This is a genomic window from Streptomyces barringtoniae (assembly GCF_020819595.1).
GTDB lineage: Bacteria > Actinomycetota > Actinomycetes > Streptomycetales > Streptomycetaceae > Streptomyces > Streptomyces barringtoniae.
On record NZ_JAJHNP010000018.1, the window covers coordinates 104020 to 126688 of the forward strand.

At 69.8% G+C, this 22669-nt stretch carries 20 protein-coding genes; all 20 read left to right on the forward strand.

Annotated elements, in window-relative coordinates:
• Positions 1–9: 9 nt before the first annotated feature.
• The 20 genes from lysA to atpA all read left to right on the forward strand — a co-directional run bounded on the left by lysA (position 10) and on the right by atpA (position 22667).
• Complete coding sequence (gene lysA, locus LMU33_RS28965; protein ID WP_228623569.1) at positions 10–1401, forward strand: diaminopimelate decarboxylase; 1392 nt, start codon at positions 10–12, stop codon at positions 1399–1401.
• 156 nt (positions 1402–1557) lie between these two features.
• Positions 1558–2850: a homoserine dehydrogenase gene (locus LMU33_RS28970; RefSeq protein ID WP_228623570.1), complete on the forward strand. Its 1293-nt coding sequence runs from the start codon at positions 1558–1560 to the stop codon at positions 2848–2850.
• A 6-nt stretch (positions 2851–2856) separates the two neighbouring features.
• Positions 2857–3915 (forward strand): threonine synthase, encoded by a 1059-nt coding sequence (gene thrC, locus LMU33_RS28975; protein WP_228623571.1) that lies wholly within the window; start codon positions 2857–2859, stop codon positions 3913–3915.
• Positions 3916–4154: 239 nt separating this feature from the next.
• Positions 4155–5072: a homoserine kinase gene (gene thrB / locus LMU33_RS28980; RefSeq protein ID WP_228623572.1), complete on the forward strand. Its 918-nt coding sequence runs from the start codon at positions 4155–4157 to the stop codon at positions 5070–5072.
• Between the two features lie 404 nt (positions 5073–5476).
• Positions 5477–7465 carry a transcription termination factor Rho gene (rho, locus tag LMU33_RS28985; protein ID WP_228623573.1) on the forward strand — a complete coding sequence of 663 codons (1989 nt, stop codon included), beginning with the start codon at positions 5477–5479 and terminating at the stop codon, positions 7463–7465.
• A 130-nt stretch (positions 7466–7595) separates the two neighbouring features.
• Positions 7596–9485, forward strand: coding sequence for a trypsin-like serine protease (locus tag LMU33_RS28990; protein WP_249814398.1), 1890 nt, complete (start codon positions 7596–7598; stop codon positions 9483–9485).
• Between the two features lie 196 nt (positions 9486–9681).
• A complete protein-coding gene (locus LMU33_RS28995; protein WP_228623574.1) occupies positions 9682–10812 on the forward strand; it encodes an LCP family protein in 1131 nt (376 codons plus the stop codon).
• Between the two features lie 155 nt (positions 10813–10967).
• A complete protein-coding gene (gene rpmE, locus LMU33_RS29000) occupies positions 10968–11192 on the forward strand; it encodes a 50S ribosomal protein L31 (RefSeq protein WP_014675000.1) in 225 nt (74 codons plus the stop codon).
• 105 nt (positions 11193–11297) lie between these two features.
• Positions 11298–12365, forward strand: coding sequence for a peptide chain release factor 1 (prfA, locus tag LMU33_RS29005; protein WP_228623575.1), 1068 nt, complete (start codon positions 11298–11300; stop codon positions 12363–12365).
• Between the two features lie 39 nt (positions 12366–12404).
• A complete protein-coding gene (gene prmC / locus LMU33_RS29010) occupies positions 12405–13250 on the forward strand; it encodes a peptide chain release factor N(5)-glutamine methyltransferase (RefSeq protein ID WP_228623576.1) in 846 nt (281 codons plus the stop codon).
• A gap of 52 nt (positions 13251–13302) precedes the next feature.
• Complete coding sequence (locus LMU33_RS29015; protein ID WP_228623577.1) at positions 13303–13950, forward strand: L-threonylcarbamoyladenylate synthase; 648 nt, start codon at positions 13303–13305, stop codon at positions 13948–13950.
• Positions 13947–14624 (forward strand): arsenate reductase/protein-tyrosine-phosphatase family protein, encoded by a 678-nt coding sequence (locus tag LMU33_RS29020; protein WP_228623578.1) that lies wholly within the window; start codon positions 13947–13949, stop codon positions 14622–14624. Before LMU33_RS29015 ends, LMU33_RS29020 begins: the two co-directional genes overlap by 4 nt.
• 83 nt (positions 14625–14707) lie before the next feature.
• Positions 14708–15946, forward strand: coding sequence for a serine hydroxymethyltransferase (gene glyA / locus LMU33_RS29025; protein ID WP_228623579.1), 1239 nt, complete (start codon positions 14708–14710; stop codon positions 15944–15946).
• A 151-nt stretch (positions 15947–16097) separates the two neighbouring features.
• The gene (locus LMU33_RS29030; RefSeq protein ID WP_228623580.1) at positions 16098–17426 is read left to right on the forward strand and encodes an MraY family glycosyltransferase; all 1329 of its coding nucleotides are present in this window, start codon (positions 16098–16100) and stop codon (positions 17424–17426) included.
• 302 nt (positions 17427–17728) lie between these two features.
• Entirely contained in the window at positions 17729–18175 is a 447-nt protein-coding gene (locus tag LMU33_RS29035) for a Cg1360 family ATP-synthase-associated protein (RefSeq protein ID WP_228623581.1), read from the forward strand.
• 225 nt (positions 18176–18400) lie between these two features.
• The gene (atpB, locus tag LMU33_RS29040; RefSeq protein WP_228623582.1) at positions 18401–19225 is read left to right on the forward strand and encodes a F0F1 ATP synthase subunit A; all 825 of its coding nucleotides are present in this window, start codon (positions 18401–18403) and stop codon (positions 19223–19225) included.
• A gap of 75 nt (positions 19226–19300) precedes the next feature.
• Complete coding sequence (gene atpE / locus LMU33_RS29045; protein ID WP_228623583.1) at positions 19301–19525, forward strand: ATP synthase F0 subunit C; 225 nt, start codon at positions 19301–19303, stop codon at positions 19523–19525.
• Positions 19526–19566: 41 nt separating this feature from the next.
• Positions 19567–20112, forward strand: a complete 546-nt coding sequence (locus LMU33_RS29050) for a F0F1 ATP synthase subunit B (RefSeq protein WP_228623584.1) — start codon at positions 19567–19569, stop codon at positions 20110–20112.
• On the forward strand, positions 20109–20924 hold the full coding sequence (locus LMU33_RS29055; RefSeq protein ID WP_228623585.1) for a F0F1 ATP synthase subunit delta: 816 nt from the start codon (positions 20109–20111) through the stop codon (positions 20922–20924). Before LMU33_RS29050 ends, LMU33_RS29055 begins: the two co-directional genes overlap by 4 nt.
• A 150-nt stretch (positions 20925–21074) precedes the next feature.
• Positions 21075–22667 carry a F0F1 ATP synthase subunit alpha gene (gene atpA, locus LMU33_RS29060; RefSeq protein WP_228623586.1) on the forward strand — a complete coding sequence of 531 codons (1593 nt, stop codon included), beginning with the start codon at positions 21075–21077 and terminating at the stop codon, positions 22665–22667.
• The last annotated feature ends 2 nt before the right edge of the window (positions 22668–22669 follow it).

Consider the following 22669-nt stretch of genomic DNA (forward strand, 5'->3'; position numbering starts at 1 on the left):
GCCACCGTCATGAGCCGTTCCGCCCATCCCGCCGGGCCCCGTCACGCCGACGTCCTGCCCGAGGGGCACTACTCCGCGCCGCCCGCCGACCTCAACGCCCTCGACCACAAGGTGTGGGCCCAGACCGTCGGGCGGGACGCCGACGGGGTCGTCACCGTCGGCGGCGTCGATGTGAAGACCCTCGCCGAGGAGTACGGCACCCCCGCCTACATCCTCGACGAGGCCGACTTCCGCGCACGCGCGCGTGCGTGGCGCACCGCCTTCGGGGCCGACGCCGACGTGTTCTACGCCGGGAAGGCGTTCCTGTCCCGTGCCGTCGTGCGGTGGCTCGACGAGGAGGGGCTCAACCTCGACGTGTGCTCCGGGGGCGAGCTGGCCACCGCCCTGTCCGCCGGCATGCCGGCCGAGCGCATCGCCTTCCACGGCAACAACAAGTCCGTGGAGGAGATCGACAGGGCCATCCGTGCCGGGGTCGGGCGGATCGTGCTCGACTCCTTCCAGGAGATCGTGCGCGTCGCCCATGTCGCGCAGTCCCTGGGCAAGCGGCAGAAGGTCCAGATCCGGATCACCGTGGGCGTCGAGGCGCACACGCACGAGTTCATCGCCACCGCCCATGAGGACCAGAAGTTCGGGATTCCGCTGGCCGGCGGGCAGGCCGCGGAGGCCGTGCGGCGGGCGTTGCAGCTCGACGGGCTCGAGCTGATCGGGATCCACTCCCACATCGGGTCGCAGATCTTCGACATGTCCGGCTTCGAGGTCGCCGCGCACCGTGTCGTCGGGCTGCTCAAGGACGTTCGTGACGAGCATGGCGTCGAGCTGCCCGAGATCGACCTCGGCGGTGGGCTCGGTATCGCCTACACCAGCGACGACGACCCCCGCGAGCCCCACGAGATCGCCAAGGCGCTCACCGAGATCGTCACGCGCGAGTGCGAGGCCGCCCGGCTGCGCACCCCTCGCATCTCCGTCGAGCCCGGGCGCGCCATCGTCGGGCCGACCGCCTTCACGCTCTACGAGGTCGGCACCGTCAAGCCGCTGGACGGGCTGCGGACGTACGTGTCCGTCGACGGCGGCATGTCCGACAACATCCGCACCGCCCTGTACGACGCCGAGTACAGCGTCGCCCTGGTGTCCCGGACCTCCGTCGCCGAGCCCATGCTCGCCCGCGTGGTCGGCAAGCACTGCGAGAGCGGGGACATCGTGGTGAAGGACGCGTTCCTGCCGGCCGACCTGGCGCCGGGGGATCTCATCGCCGTACCGGCCACCGGTGCGTACTGCCGGTCCATGGCCAGCAACTACAACCATGTGCTGCGGCCGCCCGTCGTCGCGGTGAAGGACGGCGAGGCCCGGGTGATCGTACGGCGTGAGACGGAGGAGGACCTCCTGCGTCTCGACGTCGGCTAGCCCGCGGCTAGCCCCTGACTGGAGGGCTGGAAGATCTCCGGTCTTTCAGCCCCGAACCCATGAAATACATGTCTCACGATCCGGACCAAGGGTAGAAACTCCCGTCCGGTGAGTGAGACTGGTCCAACCGTAGACGGTATGAGGAAACGAGGTCGGATGATGCGTACGCGTCCGCTGAAGGTGGCGCTGCTGGGCTGTGGGGTTGTCGGCTCAGAGGTGGCGCGCATCATGACGACGCACGCCGACGACCTCGCGGCCCGGATCGGGGCGCCCGTGGAGCTCGCGGGCGTGGCCGTACGGCGCCCGAGCAAGGTGCGCGAGGGCATCGACCCGGCCCTCGTCACCACCGACGCCACCGCCCTCGTCAAACGCGGCGACATCGACGTGGTGGTGGAGGTCATCGGCGGTATCGAGCCCGCCCGGACCCTCATCACCACCGCCTTCGAGCACGGGGCGTCCGTCGTCTCCGCCAACAAGGCCCTGCTCGCCCAGGACGGCGCCGCGCTGCACGCCGCGGCGGACGAGAACGGCAAGGACCTCTACTACGAGGCCGCCGTGGCCGGCGCCATCCCGCTGATCCGCCCGCTGCGCGAGTCCCTCGCCGGCGACAAGATCAACCGGGTGATGGGGATCGTCAACGGCACGACCAACTTCATCCTCGACAAGATGGACTCCACGGGCGCGGGCTACCAGGAGGCGCTCGACGAGGCCACCGCCCTCGGGTACGCGGAGGCCGACCCGACCGCCGACGTCGAGGGCTTCGACGCCGCCGCCAAGGCCGCCATCCTCGCCGGCATCGCCTTCCACACGCGCGTGCGCCTCGACGACGTCTACCGCGAGGGCATGGCCGAGGTCACCGCCGCCGACTTCCGCTCGGCGAAGGAGATGGGCTGCACCATCAAGCTGCTCGCCATCTGTGAGCGCTCGAAGGACGGGGCGTCTGTCACCGCGCGCGTGCACCCCGCCATGATTCCGCTGACCCATCCGCTCGCCTCCGTGCGCGGCGCGTACAACGCCGTCTTCGTGGAGAGCGACGCCGCCGGGCAGCTGATGTTCTACGGCCCGGGCGCCGGCGGTGCCCCGACCGCCTCCGCCGTGCTCGGTGACCTCGTCGCCGTGTGCCGCAACCGACTCAACGGCGCAACGGGGCCCGGTGAGTCGGCGTACGCCGCCCTGCCCGTCTCGCCCATGGGCGAGGTCGTCACGCGCTACCACATCAGCCTCGACGTCGCCGACAAACCGGGTGTTCTCGCCCAGGTCGCGACCGTGTTCGCCGAGCACGGGGTGTCGATCGATACGGTGCGCCAGCAGGGCAAGGACGGCGAGGCCGCCCTCGTCGTCGTCACCCATCGCGCGTCCGACGCCTCCCTGTCCGGGACCGTCGAGGCGCTGCGCAAGCTCGACACCGTGCGGGGTGTCGCCAGCATCATGCGGGTTGAAGGAGAGTAACCAACAATGACCCACCAGTGGCGCGGAATCATCGAGGAGTACCGGGACCGGCTGCCGGTATCCGACACCACGCCGGTCGTGACGCTCCGCGAGGGCGGCACGCCCCTCGTGCCCGCGCAGGTGCTCTCCGAGCGCACGGGCTGCGAGGTCCACCTGAAGGTGGAGGGGGCCAACCCCACCGGGTCCTTCAAGGACCGCGGCATGACCATGGCCATCTCCAAGGCGAAGGAGGAGGGGGCCAAGGCCGTCATCTGCGCCTCCACCGGCAACACCTCGGCCTCCGCCGCCGCTTACGCCGTGCGGGCCGGCATGGTTTCGGCCGTTCTCGTCCCGCAGGGCAAGATCGCCCTCGGCAAGATGGGCCAGGCCCTCGTGCACGGCGCGAAGATCCTCCAGGTCGACGGAAACTTCGACGACTGCCTCACCCTCGCGCGCTCGCTGAGCGAGAACTACCCGGTGGCGCTGGTCAATTCGGTCAACCCGGTGCGTATCGAGGGCCAGAAGACGGCTGCCTTCGAGATCGTGGACATGCTCGGCGACGCCCCCGACATCCACGTCCTGCCGGTGGGCAACGCGGGCAACATCACCGCCTACTGGAAGGGCTACAAGGAGTACGCCGCCGACGGCATCGCCACGAGGACCCCGCGCATGTGGGGCTTCCAGGCCTCCGGCAGCGCTCCGATCGTGCGCGGGGAGGTCGTCAAGGACCCGTCGACCATCGCCACCGCCATCCGCATCGGCAACCCCGCCTCCTGGCAGTACGCCCTCGCCGCGCGCGACGAGTCGGGCGGCGCCATCGACGAGGTGACGGACCGTGAAATCCTGCGCGCCTACCGGTTGTTGGCCGCGCAGGAGGGCGTCTTCGTGGAGCCCGCCTCCGCCGCCTCCGTGGCCGGTCTGCTGAAGGCCGCCGAGCAGGGCAAGGTCGACCCGGGCCAGAAGATCGTGTGCACGGTCACCGGCAACGGCCTGAAGGACCCCGACTGGGCCGTCGCCGGCGCCCCTCAGCCGGTCACCGTCCCGGTCGACGCGGTCGCCGCCGCCGAGCGCCTCGGCCTGGCCTGAATCCGGGAAAACCCTGACAGGGTGCACAGGGGGCTTGCGACACGCATCGTGCGCCTCCTGTGCGCCCTATGTCGCCACAGAACCTTCCTTCGATAGGCTGTACTGAACCCGCCCGTTGCATATGCCTGGCACATGGCTGCGCATATGGGCGACGCCGCGCCGTCTGCGCGGCCGGAGGGTCTCCACGTACGTATCGAATGTCTTCGACAGTCACGCAGCTCAAGGAGAGTCAACGAGCGATGGCCGGTCCAGCGTTCCGCGCCGCCGCCGTCCGGGTGCGCGTTCCCGCCACCAGCGCCAACCTCGGCCCGGGCTTCGACGCCCTCGGCCTCGCGCTGGGGCTCTACGACGACGTGGTCGTCCGGGTGGCCGACTCCGGGCTGCACATCGACATCGCGGGGGAGGGCAGCGAGACCCTTCCGCGTGACGAGTCTCACCTTCTCGTCCGTTCCCTGCGCACCGCCTTCGATCTGCTGGGCGGGCAGCCCCGGGGCCTGGAGATCGTCTGCGCCAACCGCATCCCGCACGGCCGCGGTCTCGGCTCCTCCTCCGCCGCCATCTGCGCCGGCATCGTCGCCGCCCGCGCGGTGACCATAGGCGGCGAGGCCCGTCTGGACGACGCGGCGCTGCTGGAGCTGGCCACCGAGATCGAGGGCCACCCGGACAACGTGGCCGCGTGTCTGCTCGGCGGCTTCACCCTGTCCTGGATGGAGGCCGGCGCCGCCCGGGCGATCAGGATGGAGCCCGGCGATTCCATCGTTCCGGTGGTTTTCGTGCCCGGAAAGCCGGTCCTGACCGAGACCGCGCGCGGCCTGCTGCCGCGCACCGTGCCGCACGTCGACGCCGCCGTCAACGCGGGCCGTGCCGCCCTGCTCGTCGAGGCCCTCACCCGGCGCCCCGAGCTGCTGCTGCCCGCCACCGAGGACCGCCTCCACCAGGAGTACCGCGCCCCGGCCATGCCGGAGAGCGCCGCGCTGGTGGAGCGGCTGCGCGCCGACGGCATCCCGGCCGTCATCTCGGGCGCCGGACCCACCGTCATGGCGCTGGCCGACGCCGAGAGCGCCGACAAGGTGGCCCACCTCGCGGGCGTGGGCTGGGCCGCGAACCGGCTGGACCTCGATGTCCAGGGAGCGAGCGTGCTGCCGCTTGCGACCTGACACACGGTTGCCGGATTTGGAGAGGGGGAATGTTTGTTGGATCCGGTAGTGTTAACCTCAAGTCTGCACCCGACCCCACCATGGCGAGGTGCCTCGTGTCCCAGTCCGGGACAGACATTCTTCCGGGAGCCCCCCACGCCACTCCGTGTTCCGTACGCCGTACCTGGGCAGTACGTCGTATGCGGGCACTGAGCGGGCCGCCGGGCACGCTCCGGAATCGGTGCTACCACGCCACGTGACACTCGGTGCCACGGCTCGCGGAAGCGCCAATCAACGCACATTTCCTCCGCCGCTTTGGCGGACCACCGCCCCGGCACGGTTCACGGAAGACAGGACCGTAGCCGGACAGCACAACCGGTCGCCGAGCCAGACAGGCCGACGTCCGCTCCAGGGAAGGACCCTTCGTGAGCGACACCACCGATCTGATGGGCGCACGTGTCGAGGAGACCGCTGCCGCGCCCGCCACGGACGCCTCCGCGCCTGCCACCGGTGCCGGCTCCCGGCGGCGCCGCGGTACCGGCCTCGAGGGCATGGTGCTGGCCGAGCTGCAGCAGGTCGCCTCGGGCCTCGGCATCAGGGGCACCGCGCGGATGCGCAAGAGCCAGCTGATCGAGGTCATCAAGGAGGCGCAGGCCGCCGGGGGAGCTGCCCCCAAGGCCGAGACCGCCACCGAGACCAAGCCGAAGCGCCGCGCCACCTCCAAGGCCCGTACCGGCGACGACGCCGAGAAGAAGGCGGAGGCCAAGGCCGAGGCCCCCGCCGAGAAGGCCGTGGCCCAGCAGCAGATCGAGATCCCGGGCCAGCCGGCCTCCGACGACGCCCCGACCGAGCGCCGTCGCCGCCGTGCCACCGCCGAGGCCGGCAGCCCCGCCCCGAGCAGTGCCGAGACCGTCGCCGCCGAGGCCAAGGCGGAGCCCAAGGCCGAGACGCCGGCCCAGCAGCCGCAGGCGCAGGGCGAGGCCGCCAAGGGCGACGCCGGTGACGGCGACGGCCGTGGCCGCCGCGACCGCCGGGAGCGCGGCCGGGACCGCGAGCGCGACCGCGACCGTGACCGCGACCGCCGCGGCAAGGGCGACGACCAGCAGGGCGGCCAGCAGCGTCAGCCGCAGGGCCAGCAGCAGGGCGGCCGCCAGGACCGCCAGCAGGACGACGACGACTTCGAGGGCGGCCGCCGGGGCCGGCGCGGCCGTTACCGGGACCGCCGTGGCCGCCGTGGCCGCGACGAGATCGCCGAGCCGCAGCTCGCCGAGGACGACGTCCTGATCCCCGTCGCGGGCATCCTGGACATCCTCGACAACTACGCCTTCATCCGGACCTCCGGCTACCTGCCGGGCCCGAACGACGTGTACGTCTCCCTCGCCCAGGTCCGCAAGAACGGCCTGCGCAAGGGCGACCACGTCACGGGTGCGGTCCGTCAGCCGAAGGAGGGCGAGCGCCGCGAGAAGTTCAACGCGCTGGTCCGCCTCGACTCCGTCAACGGCATGGCGCCCGAACACGGCCGTGGCCGCCCGGAGTTCAACAAGCTGACCCCGCTCTACCCGCAGGACCGGCTCCGCCTGGAGACCGACCCGGGTGTGCTGACGACCCGCATCATCGACCTGGTCTCGCCGATCGGCAAGGGCCAGCGCGGTCTGATCGTGGCCCCGCCGAAGACCGGTAAGACCATGATCATGCAGGCGATCGCCAACGCGATCACGCACAACAACCCCGAGTGCCACCTGATGGTCGTCCTCGTCGACGAGCGTCCGGAAGAGGTCACCGACATGCAGCGGTCGGTGAAGGGCGAGGTCATCTCCTCGACCTTCGACCGCCCGGCCGAGGACCACACCACGGTCGCCGAGCTCGCCATCGAGCGTGCCAAGCGCCTGGTGGAGCTGGGTCACGACGTCGTCGTGCTGCTCGACTCGATCACGCGTCTGGGCCGCGCCTACAACCTGGCGGCTCCGGCCTCCGGACGCATCCTGTCCGGTGGTGTCGACTCGACCGCGCTGTACCCGCCGAAGCGGTTCTTCGGTGCGGCGCGCAACATCGAGGACGGCGGTTCGCTGACCATCCTGGCCACGGCTCTCGTGGACACCGGGTCCCGCATGGACGAGGTGATCTTCGAGGAGTTCAAGGGCACGGGCAACATGGAGCTCAAGCTCGACCGCAAGCTCGCGGACAAGCGGATCTTCCCCGCCGTGGACGTCGACGCCTCCGGTACGCGTAAGGAAGAGATCCTGCTCGGGGCCGAGGAGCTGGGCATCGTCTGGAAGCTGCGCCGAGTGCTGCACGCGCTGGACCAGCAGCAGGCGATCGAGCTGCTGCTCGACAAGATGAAGCAGACCAAGTCGAACGTCGAGTTCCTGATGCAGATTCAGAAGACGACGCCGACGCCCGGCAACGGCGACTAGTCGGTAGAGACTGGGTAAGAAAGAGAGCCGCCCCCCGTCAATCGGTGACGGGGGGCGGCTCTTTGGCGCTGAGAGGTACGGGTGCGTGTCACGCGCCCCTTCTGACTCATCGCCTCATGGGGGGACTCTTTTGTCCACACCTCTGCCCCGCGCCGGCCGGCACAGACGTCGCATACGCATCGGCCTGCCCGTCGCCGCCGCCGGTGTCGCCGCGGCCGTCGCCGCCGCGCTGCTGACCACCTCCGCCGGTGCCACGACGGCCTCGGCCTCGCCGACCGTCAAGCCGGCCACCAGCTCCGCGTCGCTCAGCGAGCTGACGGACCGCGTCGCGGGCGCGCTCACCACCGACAAGGACTTCAAGAAGGCCTCGCGGACCAAGGACACGAGCGGCGCCGGGACGTCGTCCTCGTCGTCCTCGTCTTCTTCGTCTTCTTCGTCTTCCTCGTCCACGGCGTCCGGCACCGGCACCGTCAGCCCGATGATCATCGGCGGTACCACCACGACCATCACCTCGGCCCCGTGGATGGCCCAGCTCTGGTACTACGACGACAAGGGCACCACGGCCACCGGCGACGACGTCGGCTTCTTCTGCGGCGGTGCCGTGGTGGCGCCGACGAAGATCCTGACCGCCGCGCACTGCGTCAAGGGCTTCGACTGGCACGCCAACGGCGCCATCGTCACCGGCACCGACCAGCTGCCCACCACCGACACCTCCGGCAACACCGACCTGCACGGCGGCACGGTCTCCGGTGTCTGGCGGCAGTGGAACCACCCGTCGTACAACGCGACGGCCATCGACAACGACATCGCCGTACTGACCCTGCCGAGCCCGGTCAAGGCCACGCCGATCCGCATGACGACGTCGACCGACACGGCGTCCTACGCGGCCGGCACGAGCGCCAAGGTCTACGGCTGGGGCCGCACCAGCTCCACCAGCCAGGACATCTCGCAGACGCTCAAGACGGCGACCCTGCCGATCCAGTCCGACAGCACGTGCGCGACCGCCTACAAGCAGCCCGACGGCAGCGACCCGTTCATCGCGGGCCACATGGTCTGCGCGGGCAACCCCGCGTCCGGCAGCGACTCCGGCACCACGGCCACCTGCAACGGCGACTCCGGCGGCCCGCTGGTCGTGAACAACCGCGTCGTCGGCATCGTCTCCTGGGGCGTGGAGAACTGCGTCGCCAAGGGTTCCTACAGCGTGTTCAGCAAGGTGAGGACGTACGTCGGCGCCGCCTACCCGCGCATCGACGACACCAACCTCAGCGGCGACCACAGGGCCGATCTGTTCGTCCGCAGCCAGTCCACGTCCACCGGCTACGAGAAGGACTCCCAGGGCACCTCGTTCGGGGCCCGCATCTCCTGGGGCAGCTTCTCGGGCTACAACACGATCCTGCAGACGGACCTGGACCGGGACGGCTACCAGGACTTCGTCCTGCGCCGCAGCAGCGACGGCGCGGTCTTCTGGCTGCACTACATCCCGGCCACCCAGAGCTGGAGCAAGAAGGAGATCTTCAGCAACTGGTCCACCCGGAAGTTCACCGTCGCCCCCGGTGACGTCACCGGCGACTACCTGCCCGACCTGCTCTCGGTCGACTCCTCCGGCAACCTGTGGATCTACCCGGGCAAGGGCGACGGCTCCTTCGCCTCCCCCGTCAAGGTGGGCTCCGGCTGGGGCCAGTACAACTCCCTGCGCGGCCACGGCGACTTCGACGGCGATGGCAAGGCCGACCTGATCGCCCGCCAGAGCAGCACCGGCGACGTGTACCTGTACCGGGGCACCGGCACGTCCGGCTCGGGCGCCTTCGCCGCCCGGATCAAGGTGCGCAGCGCCTGGACCGGCTACAACGCCTTCGACGCGGTCGGCGACATCACCGGTGACGGCAAGGCCGACTTCCTGGCCCGCAACACCGGCGGCACGCTCTACCTGTACCCGGGCACCGGCAAGGCGACCAGCGAGATCTTTGCCACAAGGATCTCGGTCGGCACCGGTTTCCAGGCGTACGACATCTGGGGCTGAAACCCCAGGTGAGCGAGGCTCACCGCCCGTAACCCGATGACGCACGGTGCCCATCGCCCCACGCGATGGGCACCGTGCGTTGTGCAACCCTTGCCCGAGTTTCTCCGTCTGCCCTTACGGAGCGACGATGGAGCGGTACCGACCGCGCCTGACCCTGAAAGCAGGGGGTAACCGAGCGACGAGACCTAGGAGTGTCGTGTCCGCCGAGAGCACGCCGGAGCCCGGCATAACCACGCCGGGTGAGACCGGCCCCCACCGCAGCGGCAAGGGCCGCCGCCGCAAGGCCCGCGGCAAGGGCCGCAAGGGCGTACGCGTCGCGGCGTGGACGGCCGCCGGAGTGGTGGTGCTGGCGGGGACGGGCGCGGGCTACCTGTACTTCAGGCTCAACGGCAACATCCGGAGCGTCGACATCGACCAGGCCCTCGGCAACGACCGGCCCTCGAAGATCGACAACGGCTCCGAGAACATCCTGGTCCTCGGCTCGGACACCCGCTCCGGCTCCAACAAGAAGCTCGGCGGCGGCACCGACGACGGCAGCGCCCGCTCCGACACGGCGATGATCGTCCACGTCTACGAGGGCCACAAGAAGGCCGGCGTGGTCTCCGTCCCCCGGGACACCCTGATCGACCGCCCGGCCTGCACCGACACCAAGGGCACCACGCACCCGGCCGCGAACGGCACGATGTTCAACGAGGCCTACTCCACCGGCGGCGCGGCCTGCGCGGTGAAGACCGTGGAGTCCCTCACCGGCATCCGCATGGACCACTACCTCGAGGTCGACTTCGCGGGCTTCCAGAAGCTCATCGACGACCTCGGCGGCGTCCCGGTCACCACGGCCAAGAGCATCGACGACCCGCAGAGCCACCTGAGCCTCAAGGCCGGCACCCACACCCTGAACGGCCGGCAGGCCCTCGGCCTGGTCCGAACCCGGCACGGCGTGGGCGACGGCTCCGACCTGGGCCGCATCCAGCTCCAGCAGGCCTTCGTCAAGGCGCTGCTCAACCAGGTCAAGCACGTCGGCGTGCTCACCAGCCCCAAGAAGCTGTACGACCTCGCCGACACCGCCACCAAGACGGTCACCACCGACTCCGACCTCGGCTCGGTCAACTCCCTCATCGACTTCGCGGACGGCCTCAAGGGCATCGGCGCCAAGGACATGACCATGATCACCATGCCGGTCCGGTACGACCCGGCGAACCCCAACCGCGTGCTCATGGAGAAGCAGAAGGCCCAGTTGGTCTGGGACGCGCTGAAGAACGACCGCCCGATCCCCAGGTCGGCCACGGCGGGTACGGCCACGGGTGAGGCCAACGGCGTGGTGAGGTAGCCGGCGGTACACCCGCTCACCCGCGGGAATAGAACAACCGCACCCCCGGTTTGGGTGGATGGCCCCAGTCCTGGCAGACTGGTACGTCGGCTCCGGTTCACGCTCCCGCACCCCGCGGCAGCGACCCGGCGCCCTCCCGAAACCTAGGAGACACCTTGAAGCGCGACATCCACCCCGCGTACGTCGAGACGCAGGTCAGCTGCACCTGTGGCGCGTCGTTCACCACTCGTAGCACCATCGAGTCCGGCACCATCCGGGCCGAGGTCTGCTCCGAGTGCCACCCGTTCTACACGGGCAAGCAGAAGATCCTCGACACCGGTGGCCGTGTGGCCCGCTTCGAGGCCCGCTTCGGCAAGGCTGCCGCCGGCTCCAAGAAGTAGCGAGCCCCATTTCGCCGGTCCACGGTCACGCCCTCGTGGGGGTGTGCCCGGGACCGGCGTTTTTGGTCGCCCGCCCTTCCCTCACCCGCAGTACAGGAGCCCAAGATGTTCGAGGCCGTCGAGGAACTCGTCGCCGAGCACGCCGATCTGGAGAAGAAGCTCGCCGACCCGTCGGTCCACTCCGACCAGCAGAACGCGCGCAAGCTGAACAAGCGCTACGCCGAGCTCACCCCGATCGTCGCCACGTACCGCTCCTGGAAGCAGGCCGGCGACGACAGCGAGACCGCGCGCGAGCTGGCGGCCGACGACCCCGACTTCGCCGCCGAGGTCAAGGACCTGGAGAGGCAGCGCGAGGAGCTCACCGAGCGCCTGCGCTTCCTGCTGATCCCGCGCGACCCGAGTGACGACAAGGACGTCATTCTGGAGATCAAGGCGGGCGCGGGCGGCGACGAGTCGGCCCTCTTCGCCGGCGACCTGCTGCGCATGTACCTGCGCTACGCCGAGCGCGTCGGCTGGAAGACCGAGATCATCGACGCCACCGAGTCCGAGCTGGGCGGCTACAAGGACGTCCAGGTCGCGGTCAAGGCCCGCGGCCAGCTCGAACCCGGACAGGGCGTGTGGGCCCGGCTGAAGTACGAGGGCGGTGTGCACCGCGTGCAGCGCGTGCCGGCGACCGAGTCGCAGGGCCGTATCCACACCTCCGCCGCCGGTGTCCTCGTGACCCCGGAGGCCGAGGAGGTGGACGTGGAGATCAACCCCAACGACCTCCGCATCGACGTCTACCGGTCCTCCGGCCCGGGCGGCCAGTCGGTCAACACGACCGACTCCGCGGTGCGCATCACGCACCTGCCGACCGGCGTCGTCGCCTCCTGCCAGAACGAGAAGAGCCAGCTGCAGAACAAGGAGCAGGCGCTGCGTATCCTGCGCTCCAGGCTGCTCGCCGCGGCGCAGGAGGAGGCCGAGCGGGAGGCCGCCGACGCCCGCCGCAGCCAGGTCCGCACGGTCGACCGCTCCGAGAAGATCCGCACCTACAACTTCCCGGAGAACCGCATTTCCGACCACCGCGTCGGCTTCAAGGCGTACAACCTGGACCAGGTCCTGGACGGCGACCTCGACGCGGTCATCCAGGCCTGCGTCGACGCCGACTCGGCGGCGAAGCTGGCGGCCGCGTAAGACACCTACGCACGTACGAGCACGACACGGAGGACTTGCGTGAACCTGCTGCTCGCGGAGGTGGCCCAGGCCACCCAGCGGCTGGCCGACGCCGGCGTGCCCTCGCCGCGTACCGACGCGGAGGAGCTCGCCGCGTTCGTGCACGGTGTGAAGCGCGGCGGACTGCACTCCGTGAAGGACTCGGACTTCGACGCCCGGTACTGGGAGGTCATCGCCCGGCGCGAACAGCGCGAGCCGCTGCAGCACATCACCGGGCGGGCCTACTTCCGCTACCTGGAACTCCAGGTGGGTCCGGGCGTGTTCGTGCCCCGGCCCGAGACCGAGTCCGTGGTGGGCTGGGCCATAGACGCCGTACGCGCCATGGACGTCGTCGAGCCGTGCATCGTCGACCTGTGCACCGGCTCCGGCGCCATCGCGCTCGCCCTCGCCCAGGAGGTCCCGCGCTCGCGTGTGCACGCCGTGGAGCTGTCCGAGGACGCCCTGGTGTGGACGCGGAAGAACGTGGCGGGGTCCAGGGTCGACCTGCGCCAGGGCGACGCCCTGACGGCCTTTCCCGACCTCGACGGACAGGTCGACCTGGTGATCTCCAACCCGCCGTACATCCCGCTCACGGAATGGGAGTACGTGGCTCCGGAGGCCCGTGACTACGACCCCGAGATGGCGTTGTTCTCCGGCGAGGACGGCCTCGACCTGATCCGGGGCATCGAGCGCACCGCTCACCGGCTGCTGCGCCCGGGCGGTGTCGTCGTGATCGAGCACGCCGACACCCAGGGCGGCCAGGTGCCGTGGATCTTCACCGAGGAGCGGGGCTGGGCCGACGCGGCCGACCACCCGGACCTCAACAACCGCCCCCGGTTCGCGACCGCCCGCAAGGCGCTGCCGTGAGCACCCCGACCACTCTCATCCCGCAGTACGTGTACGAGGAGGCCCGCTAGACATGGCACGGCGATACGACACCAACGACGCGACCGACCGCGCGACGGGTCTGCGCGAGGCCGCGTCCGCCGTCCGCCGGGGCGAGCTGGTGGTCCTGCCGACCGACACCGTGTACGGCATCGGAGCCGACGCGTTCTCCTCGGAGGCGGTCGCCGACCTGCTCGCCGCCAAGGGCCGGGGCCGCAGTATGCCCACCCCCGTCCTCATCGGCTCCCCGAACACGCTGCACGGCCTCGTCACGGACTTCTCCGAGCTGGCCTGGGAACTGGTCGACGCGTTCTGGCCGGGCGCCCTCACCCTCGTCGCCAAGCACCAGCCGTCCCTGCAGTGGGACCTGGGCGACACGCGGGGCACGGTGGCCGTCCGCATGCCGCTGCACCCGGTCGCCATCGAACTGCTCACCGAGGTCGGCCCGATGGCCGTGTCCTCCGCCAACCTCACCGGCCACCCGGCCCCGGAGAACTGCGACGCCGCCCAGGACATGCTCGCCGACTCCGTCTCCGTCTACCTCGACGGCGGCCCCACCCCGGGCAACGTGCCGTCGTCCATCGTGGACGTCACCGGCCGGGTGCCGGTGCTGCTGCGCGAGGGCGCGATCTCGCCGGAGGAGCTGCGCAAGGTCGTACCCGACCTCGAGGTGGCGAATTGACGGCCCCTGAAGCGGGGCGTGGCATAGGCATCGGGGAACGTGCGGCGGAGCAGACGACGACGTTCGGCTTTCCGCGCGACACCTTCCGCATCCTCCACGTCAGCACCGGCAATGTGTGCCGCTCGCCCATCACCGAGCGGCTGACCCGCCATTTCGTGGCCGAGCGGCTCGGCGTGCTCGGCGGCGGGCTGATCGTGGAGAGCGCGGGCACCTGGGGTCACGAGGGCGCGCCGATGGAGGCCAACGCAGAAGCCGTGCTGGCCGACTTCGGCGCGGACGCCTCCGGCTTCACCGGCAGGGAACTGCTCGACGAGCACGTCATCATGGCCGACCTGGTCCTCACCGCGACCCGCGACCACCGCGCCCAGGTCATCTCCATGGGCCATTCGGCGGGCCTGCGCACCTTCACCCTGAAGGAGTTCACCCGCCTGGTCCGCGCGATAGACACGGCCACGCTGCCGCCCCTGGAGGACGGCGTGGTCATGCGCGCCCGCGCCCTGGTCCGGGCGGCGGCGGCGCTGCGCGGGTGGCTGCTCGCGCCCACGGCGGAGGCGGACGAGGTCCACGACCCGTACGGGGCGCCCCTGACGTTCTTCCGGTCGATCGGGGACGAGATACACCAGGCGCTGGATCCGGTGGTGACGGCGCTGACCGGGGTACCGGCGCGTACGTAGACGCTGGACGTCGATACCGGGCATATCGCACATCCCCGGCCTACATTGGTGATACGTCACCGTCGACCGCCCGGGAGCCCGCCATGTCGGTCACCCCTACCCTCGAGACCGACGTCCTGCGGCGGCAGGACCCGGCGATGGCCGAGATCCTCCTCGCGGAGCTGGACCGGCAGTCCACCACCCTGCAGCTGATCGCAGCCGAGAACTTCTGCTCGCCGGCCGTGCTCGCCGCGCTCGGCTCCGCGCTCGCCAACAAGTACGCCGAGGGCTATCCCGGCGCCCGGCACCACGGCGGCTGCGAGATCGTCGACCTCGCCGAACGCGCCGCCATCGACCGCGCCAAGGAGCTGTTCGGCGCCGAACACGCCAACGTCCAGTCCCACTCCGGATCCTCGGCCGTCCTGGCCGCCTACGCCGCCCTGCTGCGCCCCGGCGACACCGTCCTCGCCCTCGGACTGCACTACGGCGGCCATCTCACCCACGGCTCTCCCGCGAACTTCTCCGGCCGCTGGTTCGACTTCGTCGGGTACGGGGTGGACGCGGAGACCGGGCTCATCGACCACGACCAGGTGCGTCACCTGGCCCTGGGCCACCGTCCCAAGGCGATCGTGTGCGGCTCGATCGCCTATCCCCGGCACATCGACTACGCCTTCTTCCGCGAGGTCGCCGACGAGGTCGGGGCCTATCTGATCGCCGACGCCGCGCACCCGATCGGGCTGGTCGCCGGCGGCGCGGCGCCGAACCCGGTGCCGTACGCCGACATCGTGTGCGCGACCACCCACAAGGTGCTGCGCGGTCCGCGCGGCGGGATGATCCTGTGCGGCAGCGAACTGGCCGAGCGCGTCGACCGGGCGGTGTTCCCGTTCACCCAGGGCGGCGCGCAGATGCACACGATCGCCGCGAAGGCCGTCGCGTTCGGCGAGGCGGCAACACCGGCCTTCGCCGCGTACGCCCATCAGGTGGTCGCCAACGCACGGGTTCTCGCCGGTCACCTGGCCGCCGAGGGCCTGACGGTCACCACCGGCGGCACGGACACCCACCTGATCACCGCCGACCCCGCCCCGCTCGGGGTGGACGGCCGTACCGCGCGCGGCCGGCTGGCCGCCGCCGGAATCGTCCTGGACTGCTGCGCGCTGCCGCACGGCGACGGCCGGGGCCTGCGCCTGGGCACGGCCGCGGTGACCACGCAGGGCATGGGGGAGCCGGAGATGGTGCGGATCGCCGCGCTGATGGCGGCCGTGCTGCGCGGCGAGCGGGATCCTGCCGGGGCCCGGGACGAGGTGCGCGTTCTCACAGGAGCTTTTCCGCCGTATCCGGGCTGAACGGGGGTAGGCGTTGTCCCGTACATCCCGTTGTGCGCCATGACCCACAGCCAGGCGTGCAACCATCGTGGCTACCCGGAAGTCCCCATCCGTATACGTCCATCGCTAGGGTGTGGGGCTGTGATGGCCAGCGAGACCCGTGGGGAAGCCTGTGCGTGAATACCTGCTGACGCTCTGCATCACGGCCGCGGTGACGTACCTGCTGACAGGGCCGGTACGGAAGTTCGCGATCGTGGCCGGGGCGATGCCGGAGATCCGGGCGCGTGACGTGCACCGGGAACCCACTCCGCGCCTCGGCGGTATCGCCATGTTCTTCGGCCTGTGCGCGGGGCTGCTGGTCGCGGACCACCTGACCAACCTCAACGAGGTCTTCGCGAAGTCGAACGAGCCGCGGGCCCTGCTCTCCGGCGCGGCCCTGATCTGGCTGATCGGCGTCCTGGACGACAAGTTCGAGATCGACGCGCTGATCAAGCTGGGCGGCCAGATGATCGCCGCGGGCGTGATGGTGGTCCAGGGTCTGACGATCCTGTGGCTGCCCATCCCCGGCGTCGGCAACGTGGCGCTGACCCAGTGGCAGGGCACGCTGCTGACCGTGGCGCTCGTCGTCATCACGATCAACGCGGTGAACTTCGTGGACGGCCTGGACGGCCTCGCGGCCGGCATGGTCTGCATCGCGGCGGCCGCGTTCTTCCTGTACTCGTACCGGATCTGGTACTCGTACGGCATCGAGGCCGCCGCCCCGGCGACGCTGTTCGCGGCGATCCTGATGGGCATGTGCCTGGGCTTCCTGCCGCACAACATGCACCCGGCGCGGATCTTCATGGGCGACTCCGGCTCGATGCTGATCGGCCTGGTGCTGGCGGCCGGCGCGATCTCGATCACCGGCCAGCTGGACCCGGACGCGCTCGCGCTGTTCACGGGGTCGGAGAAGGCGGCGGTGCACCAGACGGTGCCGGTCTACATCCCGCTGCTGCTGCCGCTGACGATCATCGCGGTGCCGGCGGCGGACCTGGTCCTCGCGATCGTACGGCGCACCTGGCGCGGCCAGTCCCCGTTCGCGGCCGACCGCGGCCATCTGCACCACCGCCTGCTGGAGATCGGCCACTCGCACAGCCGGGCGGTGCTGATCATGTACTTCTGGTCGGCGCTGATCGCCTTCGGCGCGCTGGCCTACTCGGTCAACTCGGCCTCGATGTGGATCGTGCTGGGCGTGGTCTTCCTCAGCGCGGTAGGCCTGGTCCTGCTGCTGCTCCCGCGCTTCACGCCGCGGGTGCCGGTGTGGGCCCAGCGGTTCGTTCCGCCGCGCTACCGCCTGCGCCGCCGTGCGGCCGAGGCCGCTGTGGCCAGGGAGGCCGACGAGCCGCAGGAGATGCCGGAGACGCAGGAGGCCGGGGAACGCTCGCCCGTCACCGCCGGGATCTCGGGCGTCAATGGAGCGACCGCGATCGGCGCTCGTTCGCGTTTCCTTGACCGACGCTGAGACAGTCCAAGGTAAGAATCTGACTAGAGCATTGCCGACTCATGGGGGAGCAAAGGCCCCTAATACCAGACAAGTGGGCGCCGTCTCTGCACAGACGCGCACTGTCATTCTCATGTGTGACAGCAAGCACACCCACCAGGTAAAGACCTCATCAAATAGTTTGTGATACGGTTCACGAGAACCCGGAGAGCGTCGAAGGACCCAAGTGCGTGGGCCCCTCGACCTGAGGATTCGATCACTCAGCCCGGGACTACGCTCGTCCATGACGACACCCTGCCCCCTGTGAAAGCGGAGTTGCCGCCATGCCGTCCAATGACGTCCGGATTCTGGCCCAGGCTGCCGTGCCCACGGCTGCCGTCGGCGCGATTGCCGCCGTCGTCAGCGGTGTGGTCGCGGGCGGCAAGGGGGCGATCGGGGCCGTCGTCGCGACGCTGATCGTGATTCTCTTCATGGGGCTGGGCCTGTACGTGCTCCAGCGCACCGCCACATCGCTTCCGCACCTCTTCCAGGCCATGGGACTGATGCTGTACGCGGCCCAGATCCTGCTGCTGTTCGTCTTCGTGGCCGCGTTCAAGCACACCACGCTGTTCAACCCCAGGGCCTTCGCGCTCACGCTCGTCGCCGGCACCCTCACCTGGATCGCCGCGCAGACGCGGGCGCACATGAAGTCCAAGATTCTCTACGTCGAACCCGATTCGACCTCCTCCTCGAACAACGAAAAGTCCCACAAGTCGGGGCACTCGTCGTGAGAGGTAGGGCCGGGATAAAGACGCTGGAGAGAGCCTGCTATCGTCCGGTGCCAACTGCGGCATCGCGGGCGCGGGCATCCGAGCTGACGCCTGCTCAATCGCGAGGCGAGATGCCCCCCAGCCGCCCCCACATCCGTAACACCAGTCCCGTGCCGAACCGCGGCCATGCGCCGCGCCGACACAACGAGGTTGCCGTACCTATGCGCCACGCTGAAGGAGCCCGCGGTGAGTGCTGACCCGACGCAGACGCTCGCTTTCGACTCGAGCTGCCACCTGTTCTCCGGGTGCGGTTTCGACACCGTCGCTCCGGGCCTGCACTCGTTCCTCTTCAAGCCGCTCTGGGGCGACACGAACGGCATCTACTTCAACAAGCCGATGCTGCTCGCCCTGCTGGGCTCCATCGTCGTGGTGGGCTTCTTCTGGGCCGCCTTCGCCAGGCCCAAGGTCGTCCCGGGCAAGCTCCAGCTGGTCGCCGAGGCCGGTTACGACTTCATCCGCCGCGGCGTGGTCTACGAGACCATCGGCAAGAAGGAAGGCGAGAAGTACGTCCCGCTGGTCGTCTCGCTGTTCTTCTTCGTCTGGATGATGAACCTCTGGTCGATCGTCCCGGTCGCCCAGTTCCCGGTCACGTCGATCATCGCCTACCCGATGGTCCTGGCCCTGATCGTCTACCTCGTCTGGGTCCCGCTCACCTTCAAGCGGCACGGTTTCGTCGGCGCCTTCAAGAACTTCACCGGCTACGACAAGTCGCTGGGCGCGGTGCTCCCGCTGGCCATGACCATCGAGCTGTTCTCGAACCTGCTGGTCCGCCCGTTCACGCACGCCGTCCGACTCTTCGCGAACATGTTCGCCGGTCACACGCTGCTCGTGCTCTTCACGGTCGCCAGCTGGTACATGCTGAACGGCATCGGCATCGCCTACTCCGCGGTCTCGTTCTCGATGACGCTCGTCATGACCGCCTTCGAGCTCTTCATCCAGGCCGTCCAGGCGTACGTGTTCGTCCTGCTGACCTGCTCCTACATTCAGGGCGCGCTCGCCGAGCACCACTGAGCTGCCCCGCTCCGCATCCCCCTGGTCGTCCGGTGGCCAACCCCCACCGGTCCGTAAAGAAAAGGAAGAACTGGCATGTCCCAGACCCTTGCCGCTGTCACTGGCTCGCTCAGCTCCGTCGGTTACGGCCTGGCCGCCATCGGCCCCGGCGTCGGCGTCGGCATCATCTTCGGCAACGGCACGCAGGCCCTCGCCCGCCAGCCCGAGGCGGCCGGTCTGATCCGCGCCAACCAGATCCTCGGCTTCGCGTTCTGTGAGGCGCTGGCCCTGATCGGCCTCGTCATGCCGTTCGTCTACTAAGACGGACGTCAGCGACAGCCCATTCGACGAAAGGCACTGAGATGACCCACTCATGGGTTCAGTTTGCGGCGGAGAAGGAGAATCCCCTCGTTCCGCCGTGGCCGGAGCTCGTCATCGGCCTGATCGCCTTCGTCATCGTCTTCGGCTTCCTCGCCAAGAAGCTCCTCCCGAACATCAACAAGGTTCTGGAAGAGCGTCGCGAGGCCATCGAGGGCGGTATCGAAAAGGCCGAGGCCGCGCAGACCGAGGCCCAGAGCGTCCTTGAGCAGTACAAGGCCCAGCTCGCCGAGGCCCGGCACGAGGCCGCGCGCCTGCGCCAGGAGGCGCAGGAGCAGGGTGCCGCGCTCATCGCCGAGATGCGGGCCGAGGGCCAGCGGCAGCGCGAGGAGATCGTCACCGCCGGTCACGCCCAGATCGAGGCCGACCGCAAGTCCGCCGCGCAGACGCTGCGCCAGGACGTCGGCAAGCTCGCCACCGAACTGGCTGGCAAGCTCGTCGGCGAGTCCCTCGAGGACCACGCCCGCCAGAGCCGTGTGATCGACCGCTTCCTCGACGAGCTCGAGGAGAAGGCCGAGGCCACGCGATGAACGGAGCGAGCCGCGAGGCCCTGGCAGCCGCACGTGAGCGTCTCGACGCGCTGACGGACTCCACGTCCGTCGACGCCGCTTCGCTCGCCGACGAGCTGGCGGCCGTCACCGCGCTGCTCGACCGCGAGGCCGGCCTGCGCCGGGTCCTCACCGACCCGGCGCAGCCCGCAGAGGCCAAGGCGGAGCTGGTCCAGCGTCTGATCGGTGGCCAGGTCAGCGGCGCGACCGCCGACCTGGTGGCCGGGACGGCGCGCTCCCGCTGGTCGCAGCCCCGCGACCTGGTGGACGCGCTGGAGGAGCTGGCGAGCATCGCCGACCTCACGGCCGGGGAGAAGACGGGCACCCTCGACGACGTCGAGGACGAGCTGTTCCGGTTCGGCCGGATCGTCTCCTCCAGCACCGAGCTGCGCGCCGCGCTGACCGACCGCGCCGCCTCGGCGGCGGCCAAGACCGAGCTGCTGCACCGGCTGCTCGGCGGACGGGCCAAGCCGATCACGGAGCGTCTGGTGACGCGCCTTGTGACCGCGCCGCGTGGACGTAGCCTGGAAGCGGGACTGGAGTCCCTGTCCAAGCTCGCCGCCGAGCGCCGGGACCGGATGGTCGCCGTCGTCACCTCGGCGGTGCCGCTGAGCGACGGCCAGAAGCAGCGCCTCGGCGCCGCCCTCGCCAAGCTCTACGGTCGCCGGATGCACCTCAACCTGGACGTGGACCCCGAGGTCGTCGGCGGTATCCGGGTGCAGGTCGGTGACGAGGTCATCAACGGCTCGATCGCGGACCGCCTGGACGACGCCGCCCGCCGCATGGCGAGCTAGCAGCAACTCGATATTTCGAGACAACTCGATATTTCGGGAAAAGCAGTACGTACTTACGGCCCTGGTTGGGCCGTGCAGAGGATTCCTGGGGGTCGCCCCCAGACCCCCCAAGTGAAACTTCGGGCCCAACAAGGAGAGCAGGGAACCCAGATGGCGGAGCTCACGATCCGGCCGGAGGAGATCCGGGACGCGCTGGAGAACTTCGTCCAGTCGTACAAGCCGGACGCGGCCTCGCGCGAGGAGGTCGGTACGGTCACCCTTGCCGGCGACGGCATCGCGAAGATCGAGGGTCTTCCCTCGGCCATGGCCAACGAACTGCTGAAGTTCGAGGACGGCACCCTCGGCCTCGCCCTCAACCTCGAGGAGCGCGAGATCGGTGCCATCGTCCTCGGTGAGTTCAGCGGCATCGAGGAGGGTCAGCCGGTCACCCGCACCGGCGAGGTCCTCTCCGTCGCGGTCGGCGAGGGCTACCTCGGCCGCGTTGTCGACCCGCTCGGCAACCCGATCGACGGCCTCGGCGAGATCGAGACGTCCGGCCGCCGCGCCCTCGAGCTGCAGGCCCCCACGGTCATGCAGCGCAAGTCGGTGCACGAGCCGATGGAGACCGGCTACAAGGCCGTCGACGCGATGACCCCGATCGGCCGTGGTCAGCGTCAGCTGATCATCGGTGACCGCCAGACCGGCAAGACCGCCCTGGCCGTCGACACGATCATCAACCAGCGCGACAACTGGCGCTCGGGCGACCCCAAGAAGCAGGTCCGCTGCATCTACGTCGCCATCGGCCAGAAGGGCTCCACCATCGCCGGCGTGCGCCGCGCGCTGGAGGAGAACGGCGCCCTGGAGTACACGACCATCGTCGCCGCCCCGGCGTCCGACCCGGCCGGCTTCAAGTACCTGGCGCCGTACACCGGTTCGGCCATCGGCCAGCAGTGGATGTACGAGGGCAAGCACGTCCTCATCATCTTCGACGACCTCTCGAAGCAGGCCGACGCCTACCGCGCCGTGTCCCTGCTGCTGCGCCGCCCGCCGGGCCGTGAGGCCTACCCGGGTGACGTCTTCTACCTGCACTCCCGGCTGCTGGAGCGCTGCGCCAAGCTCTCCGACGACATGGGTGCCGGTTCGATGACCGGTCTGCCGATCGTCGAGACCAAGGCCAACGACGTCTCGGCGTTCATCCCGACCAACGTCATCTCCATCACCGACGGCCAGTGCTTCCTGGAGTCGGACCTGTTCAACGCCGGTCAGCGTCCCGCGCTGAACGTCGGTATCTCCGTCTCCCGAGTCGGTGGTTCCGCCCAGCACAAGGCGATGCGCCAGGTCTCCGGCCGTCTGCGCGTGGACCTCGCCCAGTTCCGTGAGCTGGAGGCCTTCGCCGCCTTCGGTTCCGACCTGGACGCGGCCTCGAAGGCCCAGCTGGAGCGCGGTTCGCGCATGGTCGAGCTGCTGAAGCAGGACCAGTACCAGCCGATGGCCACCGAGGACCAGGTCGTCTCCGTCTGGGCCGGCACCAACGGCCGTATGGACGACGTGCCGGTCGGCGACATCCGCCGCTTCGAGAAGGAACTGATCGACTTCCTGCACCGGAAGCACCAGGGCCTGATGACCTCCATCAAGGAGGGCGCGAAGATGTCGGACGACACGATCCAGGCGATCGACGACGCGGTGGCGGAGTTCAAGAAGCAGTTCGAGACGAGCGACGGCAAGCTGCTCGGCGAGGACACCCCTGCCGCTGCCGCCAAGTGACG

Excerpts from the sequence above, each read along its gene's own strand:
- lysA (WP_228623569.1), top strand. The coding sequence starts at position 10 with ATGAGCCGTTCCGCCCATCCCGCCGGGCCCCGTCACGCCGACGTCCTG.
- LMU33_RS28970 (WP_228623570.1), top strand. The coding sequence starts at position 1,558 with ATGATGCGTACGCGTCCGCTGAAGGTGGCGCTGCTGGGCTGTGGGGTT.
- thrC (WP_228623571.1), top strand. The coding sequence starts at position 2,857 with ATGACCCACCAGTGGCGCGGAATCATCGAGGAGTACCGGGACCGGCTG.
- thrB (WP_228623572.1), top strand. The coding sequence starts at position 4,155 with ATGGCCGGTCCAGCGTTCCGCGCCGCCGCCGTCCGGGTGCGCGTTCCC.
- prfA (WP_228623575.1), top strand. The coding sequence starts at position 11,298 with ATGTTCGAGGCCGTCGAGGAACTCGTCGCCGAGCACGCCGATCTGGAG.
- LMU33_RS29015 (WP_228623577.1), top strand. The coding sequence starts at position 13,303 with ATGGCACGGCGATACGACACCAACGACGCGACCGACCGCGCGACGGGT.
- glyA (WP_228623579.1), top strand. The coding sequence starts at position 14,708 with ATGTCGGTCACCCCTACCCTCGAGACCGACGTCCTGCGGCGGCAGGAC.
- LMU33_RS29035 (WP_228623581.1), top strand. The coding sequence starts at position 17,729 with ATGCCGTCCAATGACGTCCGGATTCTGGCCCAGGCTGCCGTGCCCACG.
- atpE (WP_228623583.1), top strand. The coding sequence starts at position 19,301 with ATGTCCCAGACCCTTGCCGCTGTCACTGGCTCGCTCAGCTCCGTCGGT.
- LMU33_RS29050 (WP_228623584.1), top strand. The coding sequence starts at position 19,567 with ATGACCCACTCATGGGTTCAGTTTGCGGCGGAGAAGGAGAATCCCCTC.
- LMU33_RS29055 (WP_228623585.1), top strand. The coding sequence starts at position 20,109 with ATGAACGGAGCGAGCCGCGAGGCCCTGGCAGCCGCACGTGAGCGTCTC.
- atpA (WP_228623586.1), top strand. The coding sequence starts at position 21,075 with ATGGCGGAGCTCACGATCCGGCCGGAGGAGATCCGGGACGCGCTGGAG.